Origin of the sequence: uncultured Haliea sp., from assembly GCF_963973825.1 — a bacterium.
GTDB lineage: Bacteria > Pseudomonadota > Gammaproteobacteria > Pseudomonadales > Halieaceae > Haliea.
In genome coordinates this window covers 15,874-28,892 of sequence record NZ_CAXBAE010000007.1, presented here as the reverse complement: position 1 = coordinate 28,892, position 13,019 = coordinate 15,874, and the positions used below count along the sequence as shown (strand labels likewise).

General features: G+C 57.8%; 8 protein-coding genes. 3 read left to right on the top strand and 5 right to left on the bottom strand.

All coding sequences use genetic code 11. The features are described 5' to 3' along the window. Positions 1-11: 11 nt before the first annotated feature. From AACZ17_RS09735 to AACZ17_RS09725, 3 genes are all read left to right on the top strand, one after another. Positions 12-1,172 carry an acyl-CoA dehydrogenase family protein gene (locus AACZ17_RS09735; RefSeq protein WP_290742507.1) on the top strand — a complete coding sequence of 387 codons (1,161 nt, stop codon included), beginning with the start codon at positions 12-14 and terminating at the stop codon, positions 1,170-1,172. Positions 1,173-1,399: 227 nt separating this feature from the next. Continuing rightward, a complete protein-coding gene (locus AACZ17_RS09730; protein WP_290742510.1) occupies positions 1,400-2,665 on the top strand; it encodes an acyl-CoA dehydrogenase family protein in 1,266 nt (421 codons plus the stop codon). Between the two features lie 163 nt (positions 2,666-2,828). Next, the gene (locus AACZ17_RS09725; protein ID WP_290742513.1) at positions 2,829-3,299 is read left to right on the top strand and encodes a hypothetical protein; all 471 of its coding nucleotides are present in this window, start codon (positions 2,829-2,831) and stop codon (positions 3,297-3,299) included. A gap of 720 nt (positions 3,300-4,019) precedes the next feature. Here the strand turns inward: AACZ17_RS09725 and AACZ17_RS09720 are convergent. The 5 genes from AACZ17_RS09720 to AACZ17_RS09700 form a co-directional block, all read right to left on the bottom strand. After that, entirely contained in the window at positions 4,020-5,267 is a 1,248-nt protein-coding gene (locus tag AACZ17_RS09720) for a sigma-54 dependent transcriptional regulator (RefSeq protein ID WP_290742516.1), read from the bottom strand. Then, positions 5,264-8,335, bottom strand: coding sequence for a peptidase domain-containing ABC transporter (locus AACZ17_RS09715; RefSeq protein WP_290742519.1), 3,072 nt, complete (start codon positions 8,333-8,335; stop codon positions 5,264-5,266). The genes AACZ17_RS09720 and AACZ17_RS09715 overlap by 4 nt, the downstream gene beginning before the upstream one ends. A gap of 34 nt (positions 8,336-8,369) precedes the next feature. Continuing rightward, positions 8,370-9,116 carry a peptidylprolyl isomerase gene (locus tag AACZ17_RS09710; protein ID WP_290742523.1) on the bottom strand — a complete coding sequence of 249 codons (747 nt, stop codon included), beginning with the start codon at positions 9,114-9,116 and terminating at the stop codon, positions 8,370-8,372. Positions 9,117-9,204: 88 nt separating this feature from the next. Beyond that, complete coding sequence (locus AACZ17_RS09705) at positions 9,205-10,578, bottom strand: HlyD family efflux transporter periplasmic adaptor subunit (RefSeq protein ID WP_290742526.1); 1,374 nt, start codon at positions 10,576-10,578, stop codon at positions 9,205-9,207. Next, on the bottom strand, positions 10,575-13,016 hold the full coding sequence (locus tag AACZ17_RS09700; RefSeq protein WP_290742529.1) for an FHA domain-containing protein: 2,442 nt from the start codon (positions 13,014-13,016) through the stop codon (positions 10,575-10,577). The genes AACZ17_RS09705 and AACZ17_RS09700 overlap by 4 nt, the downstream gene beginning before the upstream one ends. Positions 13,017-13,019 lie beyond the last annotated feature (3 nt).

Here is a 13,019-nt window from a genome sequence, read left to right as displayed (position 1 = left end):
AGGAGAATAGCATGCGTCAATTTACTGAAGAGCAAATCATGTTCCGCGATGCCTATCGCAAGTTTCTTGAAACGGAGATAGCGCCCCATGTTGAGAAATGGCGCGAACAGGGCATCGTAGACCGCGAAGCATTCGAGAAAGCGGGTGCACACGGTTTTCTGATGATCTGGCCTGATGAGCGATATGGCGGGCTCGGTGACCGGGATTTTCGCTACGAGCAGATCATTATTGAAGAGAGTGCCCGTGCGGGTACCGGAGAGTGGTTCAACACGCTCCACAGCCGCCTGGTAGGCCCCTACTTCGACCATTTCGGCACCGATGAACAAAAGCAGCGGTGGCTACCTGACTGTGTCTCCGGCAAGAAAATTCTCGCCATTGCCATGACCGAACCGGATGCGGGCAGCGATCTGGCTGGCATGCGCACCACCCTCCTGCCGGACGGTGACGACTACGTTCTGAACGGGTCGAAGACGTACATTTCAAACGGCATCAACGCTGACCTGGTGATTGTCGCCGGCAAGTCAGATCCGGAGAACAACCCCCATGCGATGACACTGTGTGTTGTCGAGCGTGGCATGGAAGGCTTCGAGCGCGGACGCAACCTCGACAAAATGGGCATGAAAGCCCAGGACACCGCGGAGCTGTTCTTCAACAATGTCAGAATCCCCAAAGAGAACGTTCTGGGCGAAGTCGGTCACGGCTTCTTTTACCTGATGCAGGGGCTCGCTGAGGAGCGATTGATTGGTGCGGTTGGCTCCGCCATCAATGCCCGGCGCGCGTTCGACCTGACCAGGAACTTCGTCATGGAGCGCAAGGTGTTTGGCAAGCCGCTCTCCAACATGCAGAACACCCAGTTCAAAATGGCCGAAATGGACGCGGAGATTGACCTTGTGCAAACCTATGTTGACCACTGTGTCGCAGAGCACAACGAAGGTCGACTGAGCGTCAATATGGCGGCGAAGGCAAAGCTGCAGGCCACCGAAATAGAGTGGCGCATGCTGGACCTGGGGGTGCAGTTGCACGGCGGCTCGGGCTATATGAAGGAATACCCGATCTGCACCATGTTTACCGATGCACGCATCAATCGCATTCTGGCCGGTAGCTCCGAGATCATGAAGTTGATCATTGGTCGGGATATCTTCTCCGAGCGCTACAGCAGCCTGTTGGACTGAGTATCAATGCGCGCAGCAATCAATTTGGCCCACGGTTACCGTGGTGACGCGTGGTGAGGAAGTGAGCCTGCACCTCGAACACTGGACAGGCCGTTTGAAGCGGTGGCAGAGGTCGCGGTGATCGGTATACCAAATGAGCCGCTCGGCGAGGCGTTGATGGCATTGGTTGTTCTCAAACCCGACCCAGCTTGCAGCAGAGTCATCAGCCCATCAAGGGATCAAAAACAATGAACTTCGATATTCCAGAAGATATTCGCGATTTCCTGAACGAGCTCGACACATTCATCGACGACCAGATCAAGCCACTCGAGCAGGCGGACGACAACATTCGTTTCTTTGATCACCGCCGAGAGGACGCGCGAACCGATTGGGAACGAGACGGTCTCCCCAACGAGGAATGGGAAGAATTACTGCACAAAGCCAAGCAATTGGCGATCGCCGCGGGCATTTACAGCTACCCCTTTCCCGCGGAGCACGGTGGCCGCGACGGCAGCAACCTCGGTATGGCTATTATACGCGAGCACCTGGCGGCCAAAGGCCTGGGCTTGCACAACGACCTGCAGAATGAGCATTCGATTGTGGGCAATAATGTGGGCCTGCTGCTGATGCTTGAGTACGGCACCGAGGCACAGAAAGCAGAGTGGCTGGACGGCCTGAAAAATGCCACACGCGGCTTTGCGTTCGGGATTACCGAGCCCGCACACGGCTCGGATGCCACCTGGATGGAAACCGGGGCGGTCAGGGACGGTGATCACTGGGTGATCAATGGTGAGAAAACCTGGAATACCGGTGTGCACACGGCACACAGCGATATGATCATGGCCAGGACGTCCGGGAACCCCGGGGATGGCAGCGGGATCACGGCATTCCTCGTACCCATGGATACGCCCGGACTCAAGGTTGAAGAGTATCTGTGGACCTTCAACATGCCCTCCGATCATGCCCGCGTTTCGCTGACCGACGTGCGGGTGCCCGACGCGGCCATCTTTGGTGGTGAGGGCAAGGGGCTGCAGGTCGTTCAACACTTCTTCAATGAAAACCGTATTCGCCAGGCCGCCTCAAGCCTGGGTGCCGCACAGTACTGCGTCAACGAAGCAGTGAAGCACGCACGGGAAAGAAAACCCTTCGGCAAACCGCTGGCAAGCAATCAGGCGATTCAGTTCCCGCTTGTCGACCTGCAAGCGCGTTGCGAAATGTTGCGAGCGCTCATTCACAAGACGGCGTGGCTCATGGACCGCGATGGCGCATTTTCCGTGTCCGACAAAGTATCCATCTGCAACTACCAGGCCAACCGACTCTGCTGTGAAGCCGCCGATACCGCGATGCAGGTTCACGGTGGCATGGGGTATTCCCGCTACAAACCGTTTGAACATATCTACCGCCACCACCGCCGCTACCGCATCACCGAAGGCGCAGATGAAATCCAGATGCGTCGCGTGGCGGGTTATCTGTTCGGTTTCATGAAACAGGACAAACCGAAGGGCGTCAGCTGATCTCGGCGTAGCCCCTCACGTTCAATACGTTGGAAAAGGAAGTCGCGGCGTACTGCACAGGCCGACACCGCACAGGGCTGGACTGGTCCCCTCAAACAATGGTGTTGCAAATAATAACCATTCGCATTAAATTGCAGTGGCGAACCTTTCATGGAGCCCTCAAATGCGATTACGTTTCCTGTGCAGCAATCACCGTGACTGGCTGGCGTCGAATGCGGTCGCCGCCCTCAATTCCTGGCAGCGCAGCCACGATCACGCCACCGCTTTACTCGCTGAGCAGGAATCGACGAAAGCCTTGAATTATGCCGGCTGTGCACTTGAAGCCGCCGAGCTACTTCTCTTCAACCACGCCCGACAGTCCGGGGATGATATCGCCCGGTTTACGCAATCGGCGCTGTTGTTGTGCACCTCGCTGATCCAGTCCGGCGAAGCCCGACTGGCCTGCGGCGTGATTGGCGGCACGATAGCGCGCCTGGAAGAGCTGCTGTTGAGTGGTGTGGAGCGACGAGCGGTCCTTGAGGGCTGCCAGCGACTGCTGGAGGTCGGCGACCAGTTCAGTCGACCTGACGCCAATGACCAGCAACCGTACTCCGGGCCGGTAGCCGATGCCGCACCGAGACACCGCGTGCATTGAATGAGTGCCGCCGAATGGCCAATAACCTCGAGCCTCGATAGGCACCCAACTGGGGATGCCCCCCAGGAATGGGTGCAGATCGAGATACCGCGGCAGGTGCTCGCCCGGCTGCTGCACCACCGGAGCCTGTTCGCGGAAGAGCTCAGGACGCTCAACAGGGAATCCTGCCTCGCGACCCAGACGGCACTCAAGATCTGCCTGACGCAACACGGCAGGTAAGCAAGCGGATGCTCCATGAGCCAAACGCGGCCGGTCGATAACCGCCTGCATCGGGCTCGCGCATACATCGCTTTTTTCTGATTACAAAGCTATAAACTTCGACTTTACCTTACAGTTGGGGAGGGTATCCTAGCCCGGCCTTTCAAAGGCGCCCAACAGACCCGGAGCACAGGATATGCACACCACACCAGACAAGGCTCACCAAGACGTGACAACCCGGCCATCGCGTGGCCAGCGCTTCACGACATGGATACAGGAGCCCTTCGGCTCCGTGATGTTCGCATCGGTTGCAACCATCAGTTCCTTCGGCTTTGTACTCTCCGGCATGTGGGCAATCCAGACTACTCTCAATTAGTCACAACTCTGCGAAGCTCCCCTCTTCCCGGCATTTTTCCGCGAGCGATCACTCTTATTCTACGACCGAAAACCGGTCCGCGATGCGTCAGGTTGCTGCAGTAAAACACTTGGGAAATCGCACTGCCAGTTGATGCCAGCGAGATGCTAACTGCTGCCTTTGTGCTGCTTGAACGCCTTGGACTGGATACCGTGCTTTTTCAGCAACGTCTGCAGGTGGGAGCGGTTCAGGTCCAGTTTCTTGGCCAGGTCTACAACCCGGCCTTTGGTATCCCGAAGGCCGTTCTCCAGATAGCGCTTTTCCGCGGCATCGCTGGCAAGGCGCTTCACGTCAGCCAACGAGCCGGTATAGCTATCCGGTTGCGCTACCTGTGCCGAGCTGGGGGTGCGGATATTTTTCGGTAGATGCTCGATCTCGGCAACCTCGTCTGCCAGACAGGACAGGCGGTAGACCAGATTGCGTAGTTCCCGTATGTTCCCGGGATAATGATAACCGAGCAAAAACTGGTGCAGGTTTTCGGAGAGCTTCACGGGCGGCCGACCCAACTGCTCAGAGGCCTCGGAGAAGAAAAAGTCACAAAGCAGCGGGATCTCATCGCGCCGCTCGCGCAGTGGCGGCAAACTCGCGTGAATCACACCCAGACGATAGAACAAATCCTCTCGAAAAGCGCCCTCTTCCGACATTTGGGCCAGGTTGCGATTGGTTGCCGCGACGACGCGCGTATCCACCGCGGTCACTTCATCCGAACCCACACGCTGAATCTCATGGGCCTGGAGCACGCGCAGCAGCTTTACCTGACCCTGCATGGGTAGCTCACCGACTTCATCGAGGAATATCGTTCCGCCATTCGCAGCTTCAAAGCGGCCTTTACGGTCGCTGGTAGCTCCCGTGAATGCGCCCTTCTTGTGACCGAACAGTTCCGATTCAATCAGGTTCTCGGGTATGGCTCCACAGTTGATGGAAACAAATGGCTTATCGGCCCTGGTACTGTTGGCGTGAATAACCTTGGCAAACAGCTCCTTGCCCGTGCCACTTTCGCCGTCGATGAGTATGGGCAGCATCGTCGGCGCTGCCTTGCGGACAATCTCCAGGGCCTCAAGCAGGCCAGGGCTTTCTCCAAGAACACCCTCGAAGCCCAGTTCATCGTAACTTGAGCGCTTGCTGGCCGCACCGGTCATCTCGACGGTTTTCTGTGTGGTGGCCCTCTCCAGGCGCTCGGTCCGTGACGCCAGCAGAATATCCGCCCGCAACGCATTGAAGTCCTCCAACAATGCGCCGATTTCCTGTTTATCAAGATAGGTCGCCAACCGCAGGCGTGAACGGAGAATCTCGACTTTCTCGATCAATCCACCATGACTTGCAGGCGTCTGGGATTTAAAACTGAACTGTTTCATACAGTGATCTGCTTCTGCACCAATTGATAATACATTCCTTTTGCTGCAATCAGTTCGTCGTGCGTGCCGCTTTCAGCGATTGCACCGTTGTACAAGACCAGGATTTTATCGGCGCGCATGATGGTGCTCAGGCGGTGTGCTATAACCAGTGCGGTACGCCCCTCCAATATGCCATCCATATTGCTCAGGATATTGCTCTCGGATTCTGTATCAAGGGAGGATGTCGCTTCGTCAAGTATCAGGATGCGTGGATCGCGGTACAGCGCCCTGGCAATACACAGCCGCTGGACCTGCCCCCCGGACAATCCTGTACCGCGCTCCCCCACTTCCTGCTCGTATCCCCGGGGCAGATTACTGATGAAGCCGTGCGCATCCGCCAATTCGGCGGCGTCGACGATGCGCCGCTTGTCAGGGTCTTCATCGCCCATGGCAATGTTTTCTGCAATCGTGCCCTGAAACAGCAGGTTACTTTGCATGACGTAGCCAAGTTGCGCGCGGTAGCGCTGGGTTTCGATGAGATTCAGGTCGTAGCCGTCAACCAGAATCTTCCCCTCGGTCGGCGGGTAGAAACCCACCAGAAGCTTGGCAAGCGTGGACTTTCCGGAGCCACTTTTGCCGACCAACGCCACCAGCTCACCCTGCTTTATCTCCAGATTGATGTCTTCCAGCACGTAGTTCGTATCATTGCCACCGTAGCGGAAGTAGACATTCTTGAAGCTCACATCGCCTTGCAGGTGCGGCAGCACAATACGCGAGCCCATTTCCTCAGGCTTCTGCTCGGGCTCAAGATCGAGCACATCCCCGAGGCGCTCCATCGCAATGCCCGCAGCGTGTAACTCATCCCACAGACTGACCAGCTGCATCAATGGCGTCATCACCGAACTTGACAGCATGTTGAAGGCAATGAGTTGCCCCACACTCAGCTCTTGCGCGATCACCATGTTGGCACCGATGTAGAGGATCGCTACCGTCGCAGCGATGTTGAGCAGCTGGCTGCCGAACGCCACAAACAACTGAAACCCCTGGGCATCGTACTGAACATTCAGGGCATTGGCGTACTTTCGCTCCCAGTTGAGGCGCATCTGGCGCTCTATGCCCATGGCCTTGACTGACTCAGCTGCACTAACGGTCTCCATCAAAAGCCCTTCGGCTTCGGTGGACGTCTCGAATATCTTGCGGCTGTAGTCTTTCATGCGCGGTGTGACCAGCACCGTCAGCACGAATATGGGAATAACCAGAGCCAACATTATCAACGTCAGCTTGACGTTATAGAGGAACATAACGGTCAAATACACGAAGACCATCATGACGTTCAGCACCGTGCCTACAGTCTGCCCGGTAAGGAAGTCACGAATGGTCTGGTTCTCCTGGAACCGGGCAATCACATCGCCGGTCCGGCGATTGGCAAAGAATGCCACCGGCAACGCCAGCGCGTGTTGGAAAAAACCGGACATCATGGCGAAGTCCATACTTCGCGTCATGAACGCCGCGAGATAGCCTCGCATGATCGTGGTCAACTGGGCAAACAGCTGACTCAGCACCAGGCCCACAGTGAGCATCAGCAACAGCTGGGTGTTCTCGTGCACGATTACCTTGTCGAGAATATTCTGGGTAATGATCGGTGGCGCCAGCCCCAGCAACTGAATGACCAACGCAGCGAGAAAAAGGTGCACGACCGTGGATCGATGTGGCGTCAGGTAGCCTACAAACCGCTTCCAGGGTGACTCCTGGGCTGGCGCATTCGATTCGATATTGGTTGGTTTGAAAAGCAGACACGTTCCCGTCCAACCCTTCTCGAACTCTTCAATGGTCAGCTTGCGAAACCCCGGGCCCGGGTCAGCCACCCAGACGTGCTGGCTCGATATGCCGTAGACCACAACAAAATGGTAGCCCTCCCAGTGCGCGATCAGCGGAAAGTCGAAACTCTTCATCGCGCCCAGCGTGGACTGCACGCCGCGAGTACTGAAACCCAGTGCCTCAGCGGCCTTGGCCACGCTGTCCAGCGAAGCCCCTTCCCGAGAGACATTTACCAGATCACGCAGCTTACCCAGACCCATGGGTACACCGAAATATTTGCAGACCATGGCGAGACACGCGGCACCACAATCCATTTCCTCCGCCTGCTGCACAAGCGGAAAGCGCTCCAGCACACGCTGACCAAAGCCCGCCTTGGACTCAACATCCAGGCTGAACTGGGAGCCCCGCTTTTCGCGGAGTTGTTTCTGACGCGTCAACTCCCGATCAAGAAACCGGATGCGGTCTTCAATGGCTGGACGCAGCCTGGGGTTGTGCTCCAGTATCGCGCGAACAGTGTCCTCGGGAATGATGAGCAGCGTCAGGTCGGTTTCGGCCAGGGCTGAGGCCTGCTGCTCCTGACGCAACAGGCAGGCCTTTTCGCCAAAGATCTCCCCTTGCGCCAGGGTCGCCAGCGGATACTCGACATCCTTCTCCCGCCTCACCAGGCGAACCCGACCCTGCCGAATAACGTAGAGTCGACGATCACTGCTCGAATCCTGCGTGATCACTTCGGTGCCCGCGGCCACGCTTTTGATCCCTACACTGGCGACCAATCGTTTCAGCTCGTCCGCATCGACCGCGTTACCCAGCTCGAAAAACTGGCTGACCACACCGCCCGCTGCTCGAATCGCGGCGTGGCTGCTCATGAAGTCCTCGGCCTCGGCATTCTCCTTGAATACCGCGGCGAATGCGGAGGACGGAATCCGTGCGATCTCCGTCGCCGAAGACGCTCGACAGGAAAACTCGTAGCGAACGTTCCGCAATGCGCCTAGCTCGCCGAGAACATCCCCGGATTTGCGCACGCCGATGCTGGCTTCCTTGCCACCTGCTTCCTTGAAGAGTCGAACACGCCCCTGCACGACAACGAGCAGACCCTGCGTCTGGTCGCCCTCCGCGACAACGCCATCCCCGAGCTCGTAGTGCGTCACACTCGCTGCCCTGGCCAGCGCCAGGCGTTGCTCAGCGCTTAGCGCAGACAGGAAATCGATCTGCGCCAGCACCTCGGCAAGAGACGCCACATCGGCCTCGGTCATACTCTTTTCACTGGTCACACCGGCCCTCCGCAGGCTGTTCGCAGGATCGCACCTACACTTCTACCCTGAAATCACGGGCAGCAGTTTCCAGCCACTCGTTGTAGAGCAGGTTGCTGACTGCATCGCGTGTTGTCTTGTCCAGCACAGCGTCGTATTTGGCGGTGACCGAAAATATCTCAAAGGTGTTCTCGGTATCGGCCTCAAAGGGGCCGAGAACCTCACCGACCGAGGCGTTGAACAGTTTCGCTTCCAGCGCTGGATTGAGTGCTCCACGCATGACCTTGCCTACACGCCCACCATCTGTCGCGGATTCCGCAGTGGAGTGCTCCGCCGCAATTTCATCGAAACTGTCCGGATCCTCGCCGAGCAGCGAGACAATCTCACGGGCCTTGCCCTCTCCGGTTACCACCAGGTGGCTGAGCTCGACTGCATCGAACTGCGGCGCATGCAGGGAAAAATACTCATTGATAGCGGCATCACTGCAGATATCTTCGCGCATTTTCTCCGCCAGCAGGGCGTCCTCCAGAAAGGCCTCATATTGCTCAAGTGAAAGCGACGCATCGTCGAGAAATGCATTGGCCTCTTTGGCCCGATGCAGGCCGAGCGCACGCCGGTGCTGATCTGCCCGGTTTTGTAGCTCTTCGGGGCTGGCCGTGAGGCCGCGTTTGCGTGCGGCTGTTGCCGCGAGCTTTTCCTTGATGATGTCCTGGACAACATGGGGGAAGCGACCAGAGAGCTTGAGCCAGCCCACCAAATCATCACTTGTCAGCGTATTTCCATCTATACGAACGATATCCATGGTTTTCCTCTCTTCAAGATAATTACTGCTTGGGTTGCCTGAACTGCCATTTACTACACTCTGATTGGTGACGAAACACCGCGCCTTGTTACCTGATGCTCCTAAAGGGCTCCAGCGCCAGATCAATCACCCGACGCTTGCGCACGACAATCTCAGCCGCCGCACCCATGCCATAGCGCAGCAACACCTCTCCATTTGCGGTTTCAATGGATTCGCGCTCAAGTTGAATCTTGCCCTCGTAAGTGGGTGGAGCGCCCTCCCCGCCCTGCTTCACCGCTGGCGATATGTAATCCAGCCTGCCTTCTACCGAGCCATAGGTCTGATAGGGGAAAGCATTGAATTTGATTTTCACGCTCTGGCCTACCTGCAGAAATCCGCGCTCACTCTCGGGTATCTGGACTTGCAATATGCGCTGGGTATCGGCGGGCGCGATATTCACCAGAGGCTTTGATGACTGGACTTTGTCTCCGCGCTGCGTGAGGGGCACCTCGGTGACAACACCGCTTATCGGCGCGTGTATCTTCAAGAAGTTGTTCTCATCGAAATTCTTGAAGCTGACCCGCTCAGCCGCGTCTGCAGCGATGCGCGCGCTACGCAGCTGGAATTCGACTTTTGCCTGCTCCTGTTCCATATCACGTAGCAGCGTTTCATACTGTACACGCTGTTCCGCGAGTTCCTGCGACGCGTTTGCCACGTTACTGTCGGCTTCAGAGATTGCGCGGTTGAGCTCATATTCAAGAGACGACAGACGCGCCTGTGCAGCACCCGTTTTCGCCTGGGCATCAAGGTAAGCGTTAACCTTTTGCTGCACCTGGGTTTGTGACACGCCGCCACCACCCTCCATGCTGGCAAGCCGCTCGTACTGGGTTTTCTCCTCCTCCGCAGCCGCTTCGGTGCGTCGCGCCTGCTCCAGCGCAGTTCGCGCCTCATCCAGCTTGGCACGCTGTGCTCCCGCCAGCTTGAACAGGCCTTCTTCAAGTTTCTTGTCCGTCTCTTTTTGCAGGAAATCGAGCTTGGCCTTCATCGCCTCAGCCTTGCGCTGCTGCAATGCCAGCTTGGCAGGAAGGCGCTCATACTCCAGTTCAGCCTGATCCAGACGCAATTTGGACTCCAGTGCTTTCGATGCAGAGTCGATTGCACTGCGGGCGTTGATCCGCGCGATGATGTCGCCTTCCTGAACCGGAACCCCCGGTGACACATAAACATCCACCAGCTCGCCATCGATGGGGGCATAGACACGTCGAATGTCCGCTTCCGGTACCAGCACCCCCTGCGCTGTCACCACCACATCTGCTTGCGCAAAAAAAGCCCAGATGAAGGCCAGCAACAGCACAACAACGATCAGGATATTGGTGAGTTTGATCAGACGAGACGGTTCGGAAACCAGGATCGCGATCCCTTCCAGACTATGGTCTCGCAGCGCATCTGCTAGCCGAAGTGAGCGTTGTGGTTTTGTGATCACTTTGACTCCTTCGCCGGAGCGGGCAATAGAGCAGTCTTGTCGTCAACCGCTGCAGAACCGAGTACCGCACTCAAGTCCTCAATTGCTGCGCGCTGGCGCTCGGCTTCAGAAACTACAGCTGCGTTAAGCGCGTTCACCGTGCCGGAGGGAACGGATCCCAGCAGACCGAGGATCTGCGCCGCGTCCTGCAACTTTGAGTGCGCCTCGGTGAGGCGGCCCGCTTGCTCCCGATAGCGCTGGGAAATTTCGGATTCGAGCCGCAAAGCGCCACTGATGCCACCTCCCGTCTGGTACTCCTGCCAGATTTCCTCTGCAGCCGCATACAATTCGCTCACCCGTTGCTCTGCAAACTCCTGTTCGTTGCTGAAGTCTGACTGCAACGCATCGAACATGAACTTGTCACGCTGCGGGTCAATCCGCGTATAGAACTCCAGCAAAGAACTCTGATAATCCGCCGTCTGATACAGGTCCGGTAGCCGCAGAAACTCAGCGCGTAGTTGCCGCCGCGCTACGAGCAGGTTTTGTGCCTCCTGGCCCCACGGGCCCTGCGCCAGCTTCTCCAGGATCTCCAACGCCGCCGCCAGCTCTCCCGCCTGCCACTGCCGATCAGCCAGGGCGTAGTCCGAGGCTAGCGCCTGCAGCTCATCCAGTGCCGGCAGTTCTGACGCGACAAGCTCGGCAAAGTACTCAGTACTGAAGCTCGCAGCCTGCCGTTCCCGCATGTAATCCCTCAATGAATTTGCGGCGTACGCAGCTTTAAGCCTCAGGTAGGCGCGGACATCGGCGCGCCAGTCCGCGACTCCGCCGACTCTCGGATAGTCGCGCTGCAACGAGTCCAGCGCCGTCAACGCCGCAGCACCCGTTTGCGGATCGAGAGGCTGCAACACCTGATCGCGAACGGCAGTCATTGCGTCGAGCAACACCGACGCATCGCTCTTCAAGGCCCGCAGTTGGCTCAGGGCATCGGTGCGAACAGGCTCGAAAACCGGATGAGCCCTGGCGAGTTCCTCAAGCAGACGCAAGTTGTCGTCGCTGTGCGCTTCCCAGCGTTCGAGCAGCACACCCATGGGATGATCGCCCTCGCTGAGCTGGATTGACGCAGCGGCATCCCGCTCCGATGTATAGCGCTGTAGATCCCCAAGCCAGTGCAGCAAGGGCAGTACGCCCTCATCACCCTGACTCGGTGCCAGACTTTGCGCCGTGCTTAGCACCTCCTCAGCCGCCTGATAGTCGCCGCTGAGCATGGCCTGCGACCAAACCGGCACGACGAAGCCTGTCAAGGCGTCATCCGCCAATCGTTGCGCTGCTTCGTCCTCCGGGTTCTCTGCGAGGTAGCCCTCCACGAGCCGCAATGCAGGCTCGTACTGCTGCTCTTCCAGCAGTTCGGTAACCGTTGCCATGCGGTCGTCAGCGAGCAGCCAGGCTGCCAACCCACCCAGCAGCAGTACAGCGACCAGAGCCACCAGACCAAGGCGGAGCTCTCTGCTCAGGGGCAATTGCTCCCAGGCCGCGATCGAGGTGTCGCGCAACGAACCAAATACCGACTTGAAACGCTCAATGTGACTTTGCTCGGCGGCTGGCGGGCGCCCCTCCTCCGCGGATTCCTCGTCTTCCGGTTTGTCGCAGTACACATCGAGAAAAGATGCCGCTTTCGACACCAGAATGGTGCCCTCGGGCACGGTGCGCCGGGTAGCCGCCGAACTGCCGTCCTCCACCGGCACTGACTCCAAAACCACCTTGAAGCTGAACAGCTCATGGCCGAACTGTAGTGTGTCGTCGGTATTCAGTTGCTCCGCCGAGCCGTCCAATCGTCTGCCATTGAGCAGCGTGCCATTCGTACTACCCAGATCCTCGATAAATAAATCCGCGCCTTTCGCATAGATGTGCGCGTGGCGGCGGGACACAAAATTCGACTCCGAAGCAAACTGCTGCACGTACACCGCAAAGTGCCCTGTCGACTTCGACACCAGGAACGGAAACACCGATACCGCAATCGGGTTAAGCCCTTTCCCGGAACGGACCGGCAGCAACAACAGCCGGGGACGCGTCGAAGGCGCCAGTATCTGTGTACGCTCACTCTCATCGCTGCTTGCACCGAGTGAGCCCGCGGACTCTTCAGCACGCTCTTCTGCCGGGGCCAGCGCTGCCTCAAAGCATAGATCCTTGCCAAAACACAGCACATCGCCTGCCGCCACAGCCACAGGGTCCAACCCGACCGCTTGGCCATTGTGCAGGGTGCCCGTCGCGCTGTTCAAATCGACCACATACAGGGTGTTTCCATCGAGAAACAGTCGTGCATGGCGCTCGTCAAGCTGTAACCGAAACTCTTCCGGGTAGGAATCAAACGGAGCATCTCCCAGACCAACCGGCAGCAACAGTCCACGCAATTCGACGTCAGCGTAGCCATCGCCGAACAGGGGTTTCAACCATGCCTTCATAAA